We start from the raw sequence: 18,117 nt of genomic DNA, 5'->3' as shown, positions 1-18,117 counted from the left end.
GTGCCGGCCGTGTGCCACGGTCGTCAGGCGCAGTCGTCGCTTCGGCAGACCCGCTCCAGGGGGATTTCGCCGCGGCCGGCCGGCCTGAGAGAAGCGACAGCCGACGGCCCCGCCGCGATGGGACCCGCGGTGACGGAGAGCCCGGTGTCCGCCTGCCGCAGGAGAGCGACGGCCCGCAGGTGCAGGCTTCTGCGCTCCTCACGCGGTATGCCGGCGAGAACGGCGTCCCGGGCGGCCGGACTGCGGAACCCTCCCCGGTCGACCAGCCCGATCGCCCGCAACTCGCGCAGGCTCAACGCGACCGTCCCGGGGGAGATGCCGACGAGACGGCCGAGCGTGGCCTCCGCGGTGGTCCCGTCGAGGATCGCCAGGCCTCTGGCGACGGCCAGGACCGGGGGCTCCACCCGGCTCAGACAGCTCAGCACCGACCACCGGAACGCGTGACCGGCCACCGTGCCGACGGCAGCCCGTGGCCTGCCGCCGCCCTCCATGCCGGCGCGCAGGATGTCCTGGACGACGGCACGCACCAGCAGCGGACTGCCGCCGCTGATGCGGTGGACCTCCGGGGCGACACGCCGGGCGGTGGCCTCGTCGAGGTGCTCGCGCAGCACACCGGCCACGGCCTGACCGTTCAGAGCGCGAAGCGGCAGCCGGACCAGACCGGGCAGGCCCAGCACGCCGGCACCGAACACCGGCCTGTTCAGCCGCAGTCCGGTCCGCCAGGCCAGCACCACGGTCGCCGGTCCTGTGTGCAGCTCCTCCATCACGTGCCGCAGGCACTCCAGGGACGGGAGGTCCGCGTACTGCACGTCGTCGACCGCGATGACGACGGGACGCTCCTGGATCAGGCTCATCAGGGCACTGGTCAGCGACCGCCTGGTGCCGGCCCGCACGTGCTCTTCCCGCTCGGAATCCGGGTCATGGAGCAACGCTGTGAACCGCGCGGCATCGAGCTGGCGGGCGACGGTCTCGGGCAGCCCGGGGAGCTTTTCGGCACCGACGAGCAGTTGCTCGAACAGCGCCATGGGGGTGCGGCGCTCGCTGCGCAGACCGCGGGCTCTGAGCACCGTGAGGCCCTTGGCCACGGACCGCTCGACGGCGAAGTTGAGCAGCGTGCTCTTCCCCGACGCCACGGGGCCCGTGACGGCGATCACTTGACAGGGCCCGACTCCGGTTCCCGACACGGCCTCTCCCAGAAGAGCGAATTCGCCGGCCCTCTCGACGAATCTCATAGCTCAATTTCCTCCCCGTATGAGCCTGCCTGGGTCAATGCGCCGGGTCCTCGATGGCGAATCAACGAGACGCAAGTGAAATCGTATTTCGTCAGGCCTGGGCGGCCCGAACAATTCCCCCACAGAGCTCCCTCCGTAGCAAGTGCGTACATCAACTATGGCCGAATCCTGCTGGCCAGGTAGCCCCGAAAGAAGCCTCGGCGTCCACCAAGTGCAGCTCTCCGCGCACCGTTCAGCCCTACCTGCTGATGCGGCCGGTGTGATATGAGCGGGCAGATCCGTGCCCGCTGGCAAGGAGTAAGCAATTCCGGTTGCGGGCGCACGAGATCAAACGGACGTCGAACGCGATGAAATAGCACGCCACAACACGTCGATCCCCGCACCGTCGACGGCCGGACCACCTGGTGCGAGCAAGACGCGATCATGAAGATCGGTCACGCACGGACACCGTGGACGCCGGCCCCGCAGCCCGCCGCGCGACGACGCCGCCCACCGGGGCGGCGGTGGCCGGCCGGGTCCAGCCGTCGCGCCGGACCGTGGCCGGTCCGGCGGCTCCGGCACCGCGTTTCCGAAATCGTGCGATGCCGGCGGCGTGCGCGAGCCGGCCCGGGCCGCGCACGCCGTTCCTTTTGTTGCCCACGCCGTAACGCAAAAATCCAAGAAGCGGGCTGGGAAACAGCAGCAAAGGGACCGCACGCTTATCGGTGAATGGAAACCCCGGGAGGCATTTCGCGGCGCCCGTGCGGCGGCGTGACGTTTAGGGGATGGCTAGGGGTGGAGGAGAGCCACCGCCGCCGATAGCGTAACTGATCGGACGTACCGCTGTGGCAATGAATGTCTTCTTCCCGCAGCGCTCCTCATCCTCCCCGGGAAAACCGTCGTCCGCAGCCGCGCCGACGTGACCGACCCGCGCAGACCGCAGAGGACGACCATGGCGAGACATCCCGAAGCCGCTCTCCATCCTGGTGCCGAGATCACCGACGGCGGCCATCGGCCGAGTGGCGGGGGCAGTTCCGCCACGCTGATCATTCCGACGTTCAACGAAGCGGAGAACGTGGGGGAGTTGCTCGCGCGGCTCGCGGCCTGTCTGCCGGCGCAGGACCGGTACGACGTGCTGTTCGTCGACGACAGCACCGACGACACCCCGGCCGTCATCGAGCGGGCCTCGAGAGCTTGTCCGTTTCCGGTCACCGTCATGCACAGGGACGTCGCGGAAGGCGGCCTGAGCGGCGCTGTCGTCGAGGGCATGAAGGCCGCGACGTCCGACTGGATCGTGGTCATGGACGCCGACCTGCAGCACCCGCCGTCCCTGGTACCCGACCTCGTCGCCACCGGGCGGCGGACCGGAGCCGACCTCGTCGTCGCCAGCCGCTACGCGGGCGGCGGCAGCAACTCTGGGCTGTCCGGCCGCTATCGGATCGCCGTGTCACGCGGCTCGACGCTCCTGGCCAAGGGGCTGTTCCCTTCCGCGTTGCGCGGCATCAGCGACCCCATGAGCGGCTTCTTCGCCATCCGCCGCAGCGTGGTGCACTCCAGGGCGGACGTCCTGCGGCCCCTCGGCTACAAGATCCTCCTCGAGCTGGCGGTCCGCTGCCGCCCGCGAAACGTCGCCGAAGTCCCGTTCACCTTCCAGGAGCGCTTCGGCGGCGCGTCCAAGTCCACCGTGCGCGAGGGCATCCGTTTCCTGGCACATCTGGTCTCGCTGCGCACCGCCACGCACGGAACGCGCATGCTGGCCTTCGGGCTGATCGGCCTGACCGGCTTCCTGCCCAACCTGGGGGTCCTCGCCGCGCTGACCGCGCTGGGCATGCACTATCTGCCGGCCGAGATCGTGGCGAACCAGTTCGGGGTCCTGTGGAACTTCGTCCTCATCGACCTGCTCCTCTTCGGCGACCGCCGCGGACACCGGTCCTTGGGCAACCGCCTGGGCCGCTTCGCGCTGCTGGCCAACACGGACCTGGTGCTGCGCGTCCCGCTGATCGCGCTTCTGGTCGGCGGCGCGCACATGGGGGTGCTGCCCGCCACGGCTCTCGCCCTGCTGGCGACGTTCGTCCTGCGTTTCCTCGGTACGGAACTACTGGTCTACCTGCCCCGACGTGGCAGAGGCCGGCAGGACCGGCCGGCGGCGGCGCGGCAGCGGGAGACCACCTAGGGGAGCCGGGCGAAACACGCACGAGCGGGGACAGGCGCCCGGACGGGGCCTCCCCGCAGCCGTGTGTCCGCTCTCCCGGGCGGCGCGGACACGGCGCCGGTGACGGTGGCGGTCGGGGAGGGAGGAGGCTACCGCTCGGAGACGGTGAGCAGTTCCGACACGGTCCGGGCGACGACCGGGCTGGTGAGCATCTCCGTGTGCCGGTCCCCGACAGAGATCTCCCGCGCCACGAGCCCGGCTTCCGGGAGCAGCAGAGCGGCTCGGGTGCGGTTGAGTCCCTTTCCGGGGCTCGACGAACACAGCGCGGTGCAGTGGGACCACACCGGGGTCACGTCGTACGCTTCGGCGAGGGCCAGCACGGACAGCCGGTCCGCGGCCCGGTTGAGGCTCTCGGCCGCCGCGCGGGCCCGGGCTCCGGACCGGTCCGCCGCGCGCAGGAAGACCGACCGCAACCGGACGGCCAGGGCCGCCGGGTCGTCGTAGTACCGCTCCGCCTCGACGTCCAGAGCCTGTTCGAGCCGAGTGACTTCCTCGGCGCTCCGCAGTTGCGGGTCGTCGGCCACCATGCGGTGGAACTCGCTCACGACCAGGTCCGTGTCGACCAGTTCCGGATCGAGGAGCAGCACGGACGGAGGAGGCTGCCCCGGGCCGCCGAGGGCCTCGGCGAGCGCGCCGGTCAGTACGGATCCCACCCGGTGGCCCAGTACCGCGCGCACCGTGAGTCCGCTGCCGCGCACCGCCTGAGCCCAGGGCTCGACGTAAGCGGCGAGACCACCGTCCCCGAGGGGCGCGCCGGCCTGTTCCACGGCATGCCAGACGGTGTGCGCGGTGTTGAGCAGCGGAATGAGCTGCCGGAACCCGGGCGCGTTCCCGCCGGACGGCATGTCGACGGCGAGAACGAGTCCGCCGGTTGTTCCGGGCCGTGACTGCTCCCAGAGTTCATGACCGCGCATGGTGTTTTCCCCATCCCTCGACGCCGTGGCACGGTGCGGCTTCACATCCCGCGCAAGGACGAGGCAGGCAGACCGGAACGGTGGCGTCAGGAAGGGGATCCAACGTTCCGGGTTCCGGCTGCCGTGACCGGCCGATCGGCCGGTCACCACTTCAGGCTAGGGCGGGGGAGGGGGCTCGAGTACCCCTACCGATCCCTTATCAGCGGGCGATCCAACCCCGGTTCCGCGCCAGTGCGACGACACACTCGCGGACCTGCTTGATCTGGTCCGCCGTGAGGGTGCCCGACGAGCCGAGCAGGGCTTCCGTGAGTTCGGCGCGGAACAGCGCGGCGTCCGTCGCGTCGTTTCCACCGGCTTCCCGGACGTCCTGCCGGTCGTCCGGAGAGCCGGCCGGACGGGAGGGCAGCCGAATCGCCGTCGGCTGGTGGACGAGGCGGATCTGTGAGGCCTTGGGTCCCTTGTCCCCCTGCTCGAGGAAGAACTCGACCTCGCGGCCTTCCTGGTAGAGGTACTTCTCGTCGAGCAGGTCGTTCGCGTGCATGAAGACGTCCTCACCCGCCTCCGCGGGCGCGATGAACCCGTAGCCGCGGACCTCGTCGAACCGCACAACCTTGCCTGTCATCAACACAGCACACACCTCCGACATCAGAACCACTACAGCGGAGGGGCTCCACACGGAGCACACCTCGAAGGGGAACCTACAGTGCCGCGCGGTGCGGCCTGCGGGCGCTTCCGCCCGATCGGCTCGGTGCCGCGGGGCGAAGCGGAACCCGGTACCGGCGGCGCGGCAGTACGTCCGTGGGCGAACGGCGGCCCACGGACGCGGACCACGTCCGGGCCCGCCCGGCGACGAAGCCCGACGCCGGCCGCCGGAGTCCGGGGCCGCCGCCCTCGACCACCCGGAGCGTACGGCGGGCACCGGCCCGGTGCTTCAGTCATTTCGGGACCGGGTCGCGCCACCCCGCGGCCGCCCGGCAGCGATCGTTCCCGACGGGGCGAGCGGTGGCAAGACATTATCCGAGGGCGCGCGGGGGAACTTCGGGTCGACGACCCGCCGGAATTGCCCGGGCAGTCCCCTTGAGAGCCTGCTGATCCATTGAGTCGAAGGTTGCTCGGGCATGCGTTGATTTGCCCGGGGTGGGTCTGCTGTCGCAGCTCTGTTGCCGCACCGCGTTCGGCTGCGTTCGGTAGTGACTGCGAGTGGGTACACGCAGGCCGAGGGAGAGACGCGGATATCGGGTCCCGCGAAAACAGGCCATTTCAAATGGTAATCGCGCAGCGTGATTGCAGGCGGAGTGGACCGCGCGGAGGGGCGTGACGGCCGGGGCGCGGTGAGAGCGCGTCGCTGGGGGAGAGGCTAGACGGAATGATCTATTCCGAATTGGCGGACGTTCCGTTTCGGGCCGCCGAACGCTCCTCGGGGTCAGCCCGCGCTCTTGGAAGTCTGCCCTTGGCAAGCCTCTGACCTGCTGCATTGACGCGAGAGTCGGCATGGCACGCCGACGTGTGACGCTACCTGGCGGACATAAGCGGAATTCTCCGTTCGACCCTTAGAGGCCGGGCGGGTGCCTCGACTATCACATCAGGTGCCGAACAGGGAAGGGCTGAACGTTCCGAGCTGCGCAAGATTTAGTCGGCCCCGTCACGTCTTTCGGGGCTACCTTGGCAACCGGAATGAGTCATAGTTAATGCTATTGTGCTCCGGGTAGCCCCGAAGGGATGTTCATTGAGAGAGCCCGGTCGCCGGGCGTTGTGGTGAACTTCACCAAGAAGACCACCTGAGCAGGTTCATTGGGTGGTCCGGAGTCGGAAGAGATGCCTGAGGCAGGCTTTAATGCCTTGAACGGGGAGGTAATCTTGATATGAGCTTGGTTGAGCGAACCGATTCTTTAACGCTTCTTGGTGAGATGGCGAGAGAGAACGCCGACAAGCCTTCTCGAGTCGTCCTCGTCAGAGGCCCGGTGGCCACCGGAAAAAGTGAGCTGCTGAATCACGTCGCCGAGGAGGCGGAGACCGCCGGCGTCATGGTCCTCGCGGCGACGGGCCTGCGTGCGGAACGACGCACGCCCATGGCGGTGTTCGCGCAACTGCTGCTCGGCGGCCGACTTCCGCAGCGGGAAACGGAACGAGTGGAGAAGCTGCTCGACGACGCCCGTTTCACCGCGATGCTGCGGGACTGCGACTCGGAGCGGGAAGAGCACGTCAAGACCCACGTGATGCGGTCGCTGACCTCGACGCTGGCGAGCCTGGCGCAGGAGCGGCCGCTGGCCGTCATCGTGGACGACACCCAGTACGCGGACATCCCGTCCCTGCAGTGCCTGCAGTACGCGATGCGCGACCTGCGTACCAAGCCCGTCCTGATCGTCCTCGCGGCGAGCACGGGACCGCGCCCCGCCCGGCCGCTGTTCGGCGCGGAACTGCTGCGCCACCCCCGCCTCACCGAGCTGCGCACCAGCACGCTCAGCGAGCGGGCCGTGGCCGGGATCCTGGAGGACAGCCTGTGCGACGCGGCCGCGCGGGGCCTCGCCCCGGCCGCCCACCGGGCCACCGGCGGCAATCCGCTGCTCGTCCGCGCCCTCGTCCACGATCTGCGCACCGACGACGGAGACGGGCGGGACGGCCCTCGGACCAGCGGCACACCGGTGACCGGTCACGCGTATCAGCAGGCCGTACTCGGCTGCCTGTACCGCAGCGAGCCGGAGGTGCTCGCCGCCGCCCGCGGCCTCGCGGTCCTGGACCGGGCCGCGACCGAAGGCCTCCTGGCGGACCTGCTCGACCTCGCCCCCGACATGGTGGTGCCCAGCCTGCGCGAACTCGAGGCGACCGGTCTCGTCGAACGGGAGGGGGAACGCCGGTCCTTCCGCCACCCGGCCGCGCGGGACGCCGTCCTCAGCGACATGGAGCCCGCCGAACGCGTCTCGCTGCACCGCCGCGCCGCCGACCGCCTGCGCCGGCTCTGTGCCGAACCGCAGGTCGTGGCACGGCACATCGTGGCCTCCGGGCACGTCGATGACGCCCAGACCGTCGACGTGCTGTGCGAGGCCGCGCGCCGGGCCCGAGGTGCGGAGGACGCCTCCTTCGCCGTCGCGTGCCTGCAACTGGCCGACCGGGCCTGCGGCAACGGGCCACGCCGCAGCGCCATCCTCGGACAGCTCACCCGGCTCGTGGAACGGCTGAGCCCGACGACGGCCGGCTCCTGCTTCACCGCGATGCGCACCGCCTTCGACGAGGGCTGGCTCGCCGACCAGGAGACGCCCCTGCTCATCAAGGGTCTGCTGTGGCAGGGGAACTTCCAGGACGCCGCGGACGTCGCCCACAAGTCACGCGGTGTCTACGGCAGTCGGTCGACGGCGGAGACCTACCTGGCCAGCGGCGCCGTACGCACCACCTATCCCGCCCTGCGCGAGCACTTCCTGCCCGACGACAGTTCCACGCCGCCACCGGTCCTTGGCAACGATGCCATCGCGGCCCGTGGCGCCGACCCCGCCGTCAAGGCCGGCACCGCCCTGCAGGTCATCCTGACCAAGGGCTGCGACGCGGGTGCCGCCGACCGCGCCGAGCACCTGTTGCAGGGCACCCGCCTGAGCGACGTCACCCTGGAGCCGCTGCTCGGCGCGCTGTCCGTGCTGGTCTACGCGGACCGGCTGGCGGTGGCGGCGCACTGGTGCGACGCCCTGCTGGGGGAGGCGACCCGCCTGGGCGGCCCCGGCTGGCAGGCACAGCTCTCCGAGTCCCGGGCCAGGATCGCGCTGCGGCAGGGCAACCCGGCCGACGCCATCCGGTACGCCACGGACGCCCTGGGCTGGATGCCCGCGCACCACTGGGGTGTCGCCCTCGGCTCGCTGCTGGCCACCCTGGTTGCCGCGCACACCGCGATGGGCGAGTACGAGAAGGCCGAGGCATATCTGGACGGACACGTTCCGGACCTGGTCCACGACACGTGCCACGGCCTGGAGCTGGTCTACGCGCGTGGCCAGTACTACGCGGCCACCAACCGCCCGCATCCCGCCCTGGACGACTTCCTCACCTGCGGGGAGCGCATGCAGCGATGGGGCGTCGACCAGCCGTCCCTGGTGCCGTGGCGCTCCGCGGCCGCCGAGATGCACCTGCGTACCGGCGGAAAGGCAGAGGCCGAGAAGCTGGCCCAGGAGCAGCTGGCCAAGTGCGGCCCCGGACAGTCCCGCACCCGGGCGCAGTCCCTGCGGGTCATGGCCGAGGCGGCTGGGCTGCGGCGCCACCACCACCTGCTGCGCGAGGCCGTCGAGGCGCTCGAACCCTGTGAGGACCGACTCGAACTGGTGCGTGTCCTGGGGGCGCTCAGCCGTTCCCACCACGCGCTGGGCGAACTCGGGCAGGCCCGCATGATGGCCCGCAGGGCCTGGCACATCGCCCGCGACACCCAGGCGGAAGCGCTGTGCTCGCAGCTCCTCCCGTACGGCGGTGAGAACGGCCCCGAGCAGCAGGCCGCGGCGGGGGAGAGCAGCGCGACCGAACTGACCGACGCGGAGCGCCGCGTGGCGAGCCTCGCGTCCTTCGGGCACAGCAACCGCGAGATCGCCAGGAAGCTGTTCATCACCGTCAGTACCGTCGAACAGCATCTCACCCGGGTCTACCGGAAACTCAACGTGTCACGACGCAGGGACCTGCCGCACGACCTGCTGGCCGACACCGCCTGCTGACCCGGGCGAACGCGCGAACCACATCCGACCGCGCGGGGTACGAGGAGACCGGGCCGGGGGGGGGGGGGGGGGGGGGGGGGGGGGGGGGGGCCCCCGCCCCCCGCCCCCCCCCCCCCCCGGCCCGGTCTCCTCGTGTGCCAGGACGCCCGTGACGGCCCCCGTCGGCAGGAGCGATGAGGGGGTGGTCAGGGGTTCACCTGCCCCACCGTGCCACGGCCATAATCGGAAGTGCAGCGAGAACGCGCCGTGTGCTGGAGACGGGCCGATCGCGGTCCCTCTTGCCGTCGCCGGATCCCGGCCCTTCGCGGCCGTTCGAACAGGAAAACGCCGGGCCGGCCCCCACCACGGTCAGAGGAGTATCCGTTGGTTGCCGTCAACGGGGGTTTGCGCTCTTTCCCCACCGCATCCGTCACCATGCTGGGACCGGACTTCCCCTTCATGTACGACGACTGGATAACCCACCCGGCAGGCGTCGGACGCCTGCCGAAGGACGCGCTGGGCACGCCGGTCGCGGTGATCGGCGGGGGCGTGTCGGGCCTCGTGGCCGCCTACGAACTCATGCGTCTCGGACTGCGGCCGGTGCTCTACGAGGCGGAGCAGATCGGCGGCCGGATGCGCTCGGCTCCGTTCGAGAACCGGCCCGACGTCACGGCCGAGCTGGGCGCCATGCGCTTCCCGAGCTCGGCGACCACGCTCCACCACTACGTGAACCTCGTCGGGCTCGAGACACGGCCCTTCCCCAACCCCCTGACAGCCGCGAGCGGCAGCACCGTCATCGACGTGGGCGGGCTCCAGACCTACGCCCGCGACGCCGGGGACCTCCCCGACGTCTACCAGGAAGTCGGGATGGCCTGGGACAAGGCGGTGCAGGAGAGCGCCGAGTTCTACGCCATGAACGACGCCATCCGCCGCCGGGACACCACCGCCATCAAGGCCATCTGGAACCCGCTCGTACGCGCGCTGGACGACCAGTCCTTCTACGGGTTCATCGCCGGATCACCGTACTTCCAGTCGTTCCGCCACCGGGAGATCTTCGGGCAGGTCGGTTTCGGAGCGGGCGGCTGGGACACCGACTTCCCCAACTCGATGCTGGAGATCCTGCGCGTCATCTACACCGGCGCCGAGGACGACCACCAGCTCATCGTCGGCGGTTCCCAGCAGCTGCCCGAGCGGCTGTGGCGCCTCGCCCCCGACGACATCGCCCACTGGCCGGCGGGCACCTCCCTGGAGGCGCTGCACGGCGGTGCCCCGCGCGGTTCGGTCGCCCGGATCGAACGCGCCGCCCGCGGCATCACCGTGCACGAGTCCAAGGGCGGCGCCCGCACCTATCCCGCGGCCGTGTTCACCCCGCACAAGCGCACGCTGATCACCAACGTCCGGTGCGCCGGCCACCTGCTGCCCGGGCCCGTGTGGTCGGCGGTGGAACGCAGCCACTACATGGGCTCCTCCAAGCTGTTCGTCCTCGTCGACCGCCCCTTCTGGCGCGCGCGGGACGAGAGGACCGGACGCGAGGTGATGAGCACCACGCTCACCGACCGCATGCCGCGCGGCGTCTACCTCTTCGACGACGGCCCCGACCGTCCAGGTGTCATGTGCCTGTCGTACACGTGGAACGACGACTCCCTCAAGATGGCGCCGCTCACCGCCGAGGAACGGCTGGACGCCGTCCTGGAGGCGCTGGCCGACATCTACCCCGACGTGGACATCCGGTCCCGGATCATCGCACCACCGCGCACCATCACCTGGGAGACCGAGCCCCGCTTCATGGGGGCCTTCAAGTCCAACCTGCCCGGCCACTACCGCTACCAGCGCCGCCTGTTCACTCACTTCATGCAGGACGAGATGCCCCGCCACCACCGGGGCCTCTTCCTCGCGGGCGACGACGTCTCCTGGACGGCGGGCTTCGCCGAGGGGGCCGTCACCACCGGCCTCAACGCCGTGTGGGGCGTCGTCAACCACCTGGGCGGCGGCACGCCGCCCGGCAACCCCGGGCCCGGCGACCTCTTCCACGAACTGGCCCCGGTCGAACTGCCCGACGCCTGACGGGAACAGGACGTGATCGGGGCAGCTTAGGGGTTCCCCCGCCGGCACCGCCTGCCTACGGTCGGCGTGCACCCGCAGTGGCACCGGTCGCGAACGAGGAGAGAGATGAGCGAAACACCCGAGTCCGAGACCTGGCGCCTGAAGGTCGACCGTTCCTTCTCGCCACGCCGGGACCCCGGGCCGATCGACCTGCGCCGCTACTACGTGCAGCCGGCCTACGCGGGCCTGCCCACGTTCATGGGTGTGCCGCTGGCCCTGACACAGGAGGACCTGCGCGCCGGCAAGGTCGACGTCGCCGTGGTGGGCTGCCCGGTGGACTCCTCCACGGGACACCGCGGCGCCGCGTTCGGACCCCGCGCGATCCGGGCCGACGAACGGTACATGTACAGCACGCCCGAGGGATACATCCACTCGGCCACGCGGATCAACCCGTTCAACATCCTCAAGGTCGTCGACTACGGTGACGCGGCCACCGACCCGTTCGACGTCGCCCGCTCCATGGAGCCCATCCGCGGCCTGGTCCGGGAGATCGCCGAGGTCGGTGCGGTACCGGTGGTCCTCGGCGGCGACCACTCGCTGCTGTGGCCGAGCGTCGGCGGGCTGTCCGACGTACACGGACACGGCAGCATCGCCGTCGTCCACTTCGACGCCCACCCTGACTGCCACGACGAGATCTTCGGCCACAAGGCCACCCACACCACGCCGATCCGGCGACTGCTGACCGACGAGCGGCTGCCCGGGCCCAACCTCATCCAGGTGGGCCTGCGCACCGCCACCGGTCCCGACGACCAGCTCTTCAACTGGATGCGCCGGGCCGGTATGCGCTCCCACTTCATGGCCGAGGTCGAGCGCATCGGCTTCGCCGCCGTCGTGGACAAGGTCGTCGAAGAGGTCAAGGCGGTCGCCGACCACGTCTACCTGTCCCTGGACATCGACGTCCTCGACCCGGCGTACGCGCCCGGCACCGGCACGCCCGAACCCGCGGGTCTCACCACGCGTGAACTCTTCACCGGGCTGCGGCGCCTCGCGCACGAGACCAACCTGATCGGCATGGACGTCGTCGAGGTCGCCCCGCACCTGGACCCCGGCTACACCACCGCGATGAACGCCCGCCGGGCCGTCTTCGAAGCCCTCACCGGCCTCGCGATGAACCGGATCAAGATCTCCACGGAGAACTACGCCAACCCGATCGTGGCCGGCGAGGTGCGATTCCCCCTCGCCTAGGGGGTGTCCGGTGGGCCGGATACCTCGGCTCCGCCGTCCCCGGCACGACCGTACGCGGCCGGCCGCCGTGCCGCGCAGTGCCGCCGCGCCGCCGCGGCGTGACCGAGGACGGGACGTCTCCGTTCTCGGTCACTCCCGTTCCCGCCGACCTCTCGCCCACGCCTTCCCGCCGACCTCCAGTCCCCTTCGCCCACCCTCTCCCACGACCACGGACGGAACACAGCCATGACCTCAACCCTGTCCCCGGGGCGGGACGCCGACCAGTGGGTGCGCCGCTACCACCCGGCCCCCGACACCTCGCCCCGCCTGGTGTGCTTCCCGCACGCGGGCGGCTCCGCCAGCTTCTACTTCCCCGTCTCGGCGGCCCTGAGCCCCGGCGTGGACGTGGCCGCGGTGATGTACCCGGGCCGTCAGGACCGGCGCGCGGAACCGGGCATCGAGGACATCGCCACCATGGCCGACCGGGCCGCGGCGGCCCTGGTGCCCTTCACGGACCGGCCGCTGACGTTCTTCGGCCACAGCATGGGCGCCGTCATCGCCTTCGAGGTGGCCCGCCGCTTCGAGCGCGACGGCCGGGGCCCCGTCCACGTCTTCGCGTCCGGGCGCCGCGCACCCTCGGTGTTCCGCCCGGAGAACGTGCACCAGCGCGACGACGACGGCATCGTCGCCGAGATGAAGGCCCTCAGCGGCACCGACTCACGGGTCCTGGGCGACGAGGAACTGCTGCGCATGGTGCTGCCCGCGATCCGCAGCGACTACCGCGCCATCGAGAAGTACCGGGCCGAGCCCGGCGCCACGATCGGCGCCCCGCTCACCGTCCTGACGGGCGACGCGGACCCCCGCACCTCCCTGGACGACGCACGGGCCTGGGAGCAGCACACCACCGGCGGCTTCGACCTCAAGGTCTTCCCCGGCGGTCACTTCTTCCTCTCCGAGCGGGCAACCGACGTGCTGGCCGTCCTGAAGGAGCACTTCGCGGCCCGGTAGGCCGCGCACCGGCCGCCCGGCCCGATCGCGTACGAACGCCGGCCCGGCCCCGTACCAGGCCCTGGAGAGTGTTCCAGGACCCGCTACGGGGCCGGGCCGGCGTTCGTACGGGGAGGGCGGCCCCGGCGCGTGCCGCCCGCCGCCCTCCCGCCGTGTGCGTCGAGGTCAGTACAGGTGGCCCAGGCCGGGCCACGCCTTCGACCACGGCTCCTTGTTGCCGGTGCAGATCCACACCTTCGTGCCCGCCACCTGGTTGCCCTTGCCCGCGACCGTCGCGGCCTCGCGGACGTCGGTGAAACGTTCGAGCAGCTGCTCGCGGTCGGAGCCGACGAAGATCGTCGTGGTGGCGGAGTCCGCCGGAGCCCCGAAGTACCAGTAGCCGCGATGGGCGCTGTGGACCTCGGGCAGGCCGGACCCGGAGCCGAGATGGTCGAGCGCGCCGGCCTCCGTGTAGTACTCGGTGACGATCACGGCGCGGTCCCGTTCCCCGGCCGGGAGCGACCGCGCGGTCTTCTCCACCGCGTCCACCAGGTCGTCCCAGCCGACCGTCTCGGCGGCCTGCGGATTGTTCTTCGTACCCGCCACCGCCTCCTCTTCCGCGCGGGGCAGCACCGGCAGCGAGGTCAAGGCCGAGAAGACGAAGAGCAGTCCGATCACCGGCCAGCTCACCGCCCACCGCCACCACTTGGAAGGCGCGCCCTGCTCCATCCGCACGGCACCGGCGGCCCACAGCACGGGGAACAGCCCCGCCGCGTAGGTCGGCCGGCCGCCGCTCACCAGGAACAGCAGGAACAGGCCGGTGAAACTCCACCCGAGGAACCGGTACGGGCGCAGCTCGGGCGAGCGCAGCAGCTGCCACAGGCCGTACCCCAGCAGGGCCGCGAGCAGTACGCCGGCCAGGAAGAAGGCGACACCCACGTAGGCGACCGCTCCGGAACTCTCCCGCCGGAACACGTCAGCCATCTCCAGCTGCGGCCAGCCGTGGTCCGCCTGCCAGAGCAGGCCCGGTACGGCCGACACGACGACGACGGCCGCGCCCGCCCACAGCAGCGGGCGGCGCAGCAGCGGACGCGGCCCCACGAACAGGACGCTGACGGCCACCGCGAGCCAGAGGAAGAAGATGGAGTACTTGGCCTGCATGGCGACCGCGGTGACCAGCGCCGCGACGAGCAGCATCCTGTCGTCCCGGCGGCGCACCCAGGCCACCAGGAGCCAGCTGACCGCGGTCCACGCGACGATGTCGACGGTGGAGGCGGAGAGCGCGTGCCCGACGATCATGACGAGCGGGACCGACGCCCACACGGCCGCGGTACGCAGCTGCGCCCGCGTCCCGCCGCCCAGCTCACGGGCGATCAGCGCGGCGAAGAGCGTGCCGGCCGCGGAGAGGAGCGTCGACGGCAGGCGCAGGCCCACCAGCGAGCCGTCGAACAGCGCGTCCATCGCCGTGGCCAGCAGCGGCATCAGCGGTGGATTGTCGGCATACGACCAGCTCAGGCGCTGTCCGGCACCCAGGAAGTACAGTTCGTCGCCCTGGTAGCCCCAGCGGCCGCTGGTGACCAGCAGCAGCAACCCGAGCACGGCTGCGACGGCGGTCACCGGCTTCCAGGCGAGGCCGGGCAGCTCTGGGGCGGCGGCCGTCGTGGAGGACGGCCCGCCGCCGCTCCCGGCCGTGGGAAACGGTTTTCCCGATGGTTGGGTCGTCGTGGTCACGGAGTCCTCCCCGAAGCGGTCTGCCCGGGGCGCCGGCCGGCGAAGTCGGATCAGTTGGAGGACGTGGCCGAATCCGGCTGGTGCGCCCGGTGTCTGCAGGCCGAGCGTAGGGGCGGTGTCGGCCGGCGCAGCCCCCGTGAACACGGGTTCAGGGGCCCATAGGGGGCGGACGGGGGGCCTGACGAAAGTGTTGGTCCGCCGAACTTTGGTCGGCTGCGGTCACGACCTTATGAGGCTGGTCCGGCTCCCGCGGCGGCGGGAGGATTTCCTCAGGTCCGGACGGCGGGGAACACCGCACATCCCCCGTTGCGGTGTCGCCGTCCGGACCGATTCCTTGAGATCGCGACGCAGATCCTGGTGAAAGGCCGTCCAAGATGCAGCAGAAGACCGTTGAGTACTTGCAGTTCGCCACCTTGGTGATCGGGTCCTGGTGCGGCATCATCCCGATCATCCTCAAGATCATCGGCAATGACACCAAGGGCGCCTTCCTGCCCCTGCACCTGTCGGACCCCGCGTCGATGATCGTCGCGAGCATCGTCGCCGTCGCCGCCGTCGTCGGGATCTTCGCGCTGGACAAGGCGAAGCCCAAGAAGGCCGCGGCCGAGCACGGTGCCTGACGGGTCGGGCCCCGGGACTCCCCCGGACCGGGGCCCCGACCGCATTCGCGCTGCACGCCGCCGGACCTGCTCCGGCGGCGTGCAGCGCGCTGTTGACATGGAGTGAAAGGCCGCAGCGATGCAGCACACGACGCCCGACACGGGCTCGCAGCACACGGCCGCGGGCGATCCGCCCGCGGCCGGCCCGGCACCCGGCAGGCCCCCCGCGCCCGGCCGGGCCCCCACGGCCCTGCGGCTGCGACCGCCGGCCCACCGGGTGGATCCGCGAGCGGTGGCGTGGTGGACCTGGCAGGCGGTACTGAGCGCCCTGGGCGCGCTGGCCGTCGTGGCGGGACTGCTCGTCTGGCTGTGGCACCGGCTGCCGCCGGCCGCCGGCGTCGCGATCGCCGCACTGTCCGTGCTGCTCTCGGTCTTGTACGTCGTGATCGCGCCGCGCCGGCGGTACCGCGTGCACCGCTGGGAGACCACGGACGAGGCCGTCTACACCTCGTCCGGCTGGCTGTGGCGGATCGCCCGGATCGCCCCGATGTCACGCATCCAGACCGTCGACACCGCCCGCGGCCCGCTGCAACAGCTGCTGGGCCTCGCCACCGTCGTCGTCACCACCGCCTCCGCCGCGGGGCCCGTACGCATCCACGGGCTGGACCACGAGCGGGCCAAGGCGGTCGCGGACCATCTCGCGGCGACCACCCAGGCCACCCAGGCGGCGGACGGGGACGCGACGTGAACAGCCCGCCCAACACGCGCCGGGCCCCGGGCGCCCCCGGCCGGGCCCAGGCCGCCGGCGACGCGCCCGCCCCGGTGCCCGCCGACGGGAGCCGGCAGCCCGGCGGCGAGCCCTGGCGGCGGCTCGACAACCGGCTGCTGCTCGTCCAGCTCAAGTGGCTCGTCCCGCCCGCCCTGTCGACCGGGCTCTACGCCCTCGTCACCCTCGGCCGGCTCGACCGCGAGGCGTACATCCGCCTCGGCCTGCTCACCGGCGTCTTCCTGCTGATCATGCTGTGGCGGCTGGTGGAACTCCTCACCACCCGCTACCGCGTCGTCGGCGACATCCTCGACGTGCGCACCGGCCTCCTCGGCCGCCGCCGGCGCACGGTCCCCTGCGACCGGATCCGCGGCGTCGACCTCACCGCGGACCCCGTCCTGCGGGTCCTCGGCCTGGCCACCGTGAAGATCACCACCGCTCAGGGCGGCGGCGAGCAGGGCGACACCAGCCTCGAAGCCCTGCGCAGGGCGGACGCGGAGCAACTGCGCCAGACGCTGCTGCGCCGGGCCGAAGCGGCACCGGACACGGCCGGCGCCGACCGGACCGTGGCCCGCATGGACTGGGCCTGGCTGCGCTACATGCCGCTGAACTCCTGGGGTCTGCTCGCCGTCCTCGTCGTCGGCGGCTCCACCGTGCGCATCCTGGAGGGCTTCGGCATCCACCCGGAACGGGCCCTGCGGGCGGTCCTCGGGTTCCTCGGTGCCACCGGGCTGTGGGAGGGCATCGTCCTCGGCTCCCTCGCCCTGCTCCTCGTGGGATCGGTCACCGCCGTCGCCCTCGCCGCGGAGGAGTGGTGGGGCTACCGCCTGGAACGGGACGACAGCGACAACTTCGCCGTCCACCGGGGTCTGCTGACCACCCGTTCCCTCTCGATCGACGCGCGCCGGCTGCGCGGCGTCGAGGTCACCGAACCGCTGGCACTGCGCCTGGGCGGCGGCGCGTCCGTGGCGGCCGTCGCCACGGGCCTGCAGAAGTCCGAAGGCCTGGAGGCCAGCAGGATGCGCACCCTCAGCCCCGCCGTACCGCGCGCCCGCGCGCACGAGATCGCCGCCGCCGTCGTCGCGGAGCACCCGTCCCCGACCCTCGCCGCACTGCGCCCCCACCCGCGGGCCGCGCTGCGCCGCCGGCACGTCAGGGCCGCGCTCACGGTGCTCACCCCGTGTGCGCTGCTGGCGCTGCTCGGCACGCTCCTCACCCCCGTCCTGCTGCACATCGCGTGGATCTCGGCCGCGGTGCTGCTGCCCGCGGGCGGGCTGTTCGCACACAGCGGGTACCGCGCGCTCGGCCACTCCCTGCACGGCTCGCACCTGCTGACGCGCTACGGCACGCTGATCCGGCGGACCGTGGCGCTGCGGCGGGACAGCGTGATCGGCTGGGTGATCGTGCAGTCACCCGCCCAGCGCCGGTCCGGTCTGGCCACGATCCGGGTCACCACCGCGGCCTGCAAGAGCGGCGCCTTCCCCGTCCGCGACGTGGACCTCACCGACGGCCTGGCCTTCGCCGACGAGGCGGTCCCGGGGCTGCTCGCTCCCTTCCTGGAACGGAGCTGACAGGCCGGCCCCCGCCCGGCACAACGGCGGGGGGGGGGGGGGGGGGGGGGGGGGGGGGGGGGGGGGGGGGGGGGGGGTGTGGGGGGGGGGGGGGGGGGGGGGGGGGGGGGGGTTACCAGGTGTGGGTCACGGTGGCGGGGGCCGACGTGGTGTACAGCTCCCCCACCGCGCGCGGTTCGAACCGCGCTGCTGGACGGCGGTCCG

General features: G+C 71.7%; 12 protein-coding genes. 8 read left to right on the top strand and 4 right to left on the bottom strand.

The window, feature by feature from the left end:
* Positions 1-23: 23 nt before the first annotated feature.
* Positions 24-1,232, bottom strand: a complete 1,209-nt coding sequence (locus ACH4F2_RS29765; RefSeq protein WP_398135851.1) for an AAA family ATPase — start codon at positions 1,230-1,232, stop codon at positions 24-26.
* A gap of 931 nt (positions 1,233-2,163) precedes the next feature.
* On the opposite strand from ACH4F2_RS29765, the gene ACH4F2_RS29760 reads away from it, so the two are divergent.
* A complete protein-coding gene (locus tag ACH4F2_RS29760) occupies positions 2,164-3,384 on the top strand; it encodes a glycosyltransferase (protein WP_398135850.1) in 1,221 nt (406 codons plus the stop codon).
* Positions 3,385-3,512: 128 nt separating this feature from the next.
* Here ACH4F2_RS29760 and ACH4F2_RS29755 read toward each other — a convergent pair whose 3' ends face one another.
* The gene (locus ACH4F2_RS29755; RefSeq protein WP_398135849.1) at positions 3,513-4,337 is read right to left on the bottom strand and encodes a hypothetical protein; all 825 of its coding nucleotides are present in this window, start codon (positions 4,335-4,337) and stop codon (positions 3,513-3,515) included.
* Positions 4,338-4,536: 199 nt separating this feature from the next.
* Positions 4,537-4,965, bottom strand: a complete 429-nt coding sequence (locus ACH4F2_RS29750) for a cold shock domain-containing protein (protein WP_398135848.1) — start codon at positions 4,963-4,965, stop codon at positions 4,537-4,539.
* A 1,234-nt stretch (positions 4,966-6,199) separates the two neighbouring features.
* On the opposite strand from ACH4F2_RS29750, the gene ACH4F2_RS29745 reads away from it, so the two are divergent.
* From ACH4F2_RS29745 to ACH4F2_RS29730, 4 genes are all read left to right on the top strand, one after another.
* Positions 6,200-9,016: an AAA family ATPase gene (locus ACH4F2_RS29745; RefSeq protein ID WP_398135847.1), complete on the top strand. Its 2,817-nt coding sequence runs from the start codon at positions 6,200-6,202 to the stop codon at positions 9,014-9,016.
* 414 nt (positions 9,017-9,430) lie between these two features.
* A complete protein-coding gene (locus tag ACH4F2_RS29740) occupies positions 9,431-11,059 on the top strand; it encodes a flavin monoamine oxidase family protein (protein WP_398135846.1) in 1,629 nt (542 codons plus the stop codon).
* Positions 11,060-11,164: 105 nt separating this feature from the next.
* Positions 11,165-12,283 (top strand): agmatinase family protein, encoded by a 1,119-nt coding sequence (locus tag ACH4F2_RS29735; protein ID WP_398135845.1) that lies wholly within the window; start codon positions 11,165-11,167, stop codon positions 12,281-12,283.
* A 225-nt stretch (positions 12,284-12,508) separates the two neighbouring features.
* Positions 12,509-13,270 carry a thioesterase II family protein gene (locus ACH4F2_RS29730; protein ID WP_398135844.1) on the top strand — a complete coding sequence of 254 codons (762 nt, stop codon included), beginning with the start codon at positions 12,509-12,511 and terminating at the stop codon, positions 13,268-13,270.
* A gap of 165 nt (positions 13,271-13,435) precedes the next feature.
* Here the strand turns inward: ACH4F2_RS29730 and ACH4F2_RS29725 are convergent, their stop codons facing one another.
* Entirely contained in the window at positions 13,436-14,980 is a 1,545-nt protein-coding gene (locus tag ACH4F2_RS29725) for an ArnT family glycosyltransferase (RefSeq protein ID WP_398135843.1), read from the bottom strand.
* Positions 14,981-15,354: 374 nt separating this feature from the next.
* Here ACH4F2_RS29725 and ACH4F2_RS29720 point away from each other — a divergent pair, with 374 nt between their 5' ends.
* The 3 genes from ACH4F2_RS29720 (at position 15,355) to ACH4F2_RS29710 (ending at position 17,913) form a co-directional block, all read left to right on the top strand.
* Positions 15,355-15,597: a hypothetical protein gene (locus ACH4F2_RS29720; RefSeq protein ID WP_398135842.1), complete on the top strand. Its 243-nt coding sequence runs from the start codon at positions 15,355-15,357 to the stop codon at positions 15,595-15,597.
* A gap of 118 nt (positions 15,598-15,715) precedes the next feature.
* Positions 15,716-16,324: a PH domain-containing protein gene (locus tag ACH4F2_RS29715; RefSeq protein ID WP_398135841.1), complete on the top strand. Its 609-nt coding sequence runs from the start codon at positions 15,716-15,718 to the stop codon at positions 16,322-16,324.
* Positions 16,321-17,913: a PH domain-containing protein gene (locus ACH4F2_RS29710; RefSeq protein ID WP_398135840.1), complete on the top strand. Its 1,593-nt coding sequence runs from the start codon at positions 16,321-16,323 to the stop codon at positions 17,911-17,913. The genes ACH4F2_RS29715 and ACH4F2_RS29710 overlap by 4 nt, the downstream gene beginning before the upstream one ends.
* Positions 17,914-18,117: the final 204 nt, after the last annotated feature.

It is taken from the genome of Streptomyces sp. NPDC017890 (assembly GCF_044328675.1).
Lineage (GTDB): Bacteria > Actinomycetota > Actinomycetes > Streptomycetales > Streptomycetaceae > Streptomyces.
This window is presented reverse-complemented; position numbering and strand designations above follow the sequence as displayed.

Excerpts from the sequence above, each read along its gene's own strand:
- ACH4F2_RS29765 (WP_398135851.1), bottom strand. The coding sequence starts at position 1,232 with ATGAGATTCGTCGAGAGGGCCGGCGAATTCGCTCTTCTGGGAGAGGCC.
- ACH4F2_RS29760 (WP_398135850.1), top strand. The coding sequence starts at position 2,164 with ATGGCGAGACATCCCGAAGCCGCTCTCCATCCTGGTGCCGAGATCACC.
- ACH4F2_RS29755 (WP_398135849.1), bottom strand. The coding sequence starts at position 4,337 with ATGCGCGGTCATGAACTCTGGGAGCAGTCACGGCCCGGAACAACCGGC.
- ACH4F2_RS29745 (WP_398135847.1), top strand. The coding sequence starts at position 6,200 with ATGAGCTTGGTTGAGCGAACCGATTCTTTAACGCTTCTTGGTGAGATG.
- ACH4F2_RS29740 (WP_398135846.1), top strand. The coding sequence starts at position 9,431 with ATGCTGGGACCGGACTTCCCCTTCATGTACGACGACTGGATAACCCAC.
- ACH4F2_RS29735 (WP_398135845.1), top strand. The coding sequence starts at position 11,165 with ATGAGCGAAACACCCGAGTCCGAGACCTGGCGCCTGAAGGTCGACCGT.
- ACH4F2_RS29730 (WP_398135844.1), top strand. The coding sequence starts at position 12,509 with ATGACCTCAACCCTGTCCCCGGGGCGGGACGCCGACCAGTGGGTGCGC.
- ACH4F2_RS29720 (WP_398135842.1), top strand. The coding sequence starts at position 15,355 with ATGCAGCAGAAGACCGTTGAGTACTTGCAGTTCGCCACCTTGGTGATC.
- ACH4F2_RS29715 (WP_398135841.1), top strand. The coding sequence starts at position 15,716 with ATGCAGCACACGACGCCCGACACGGGCTCGCAGCACACGGCCGCGGGC.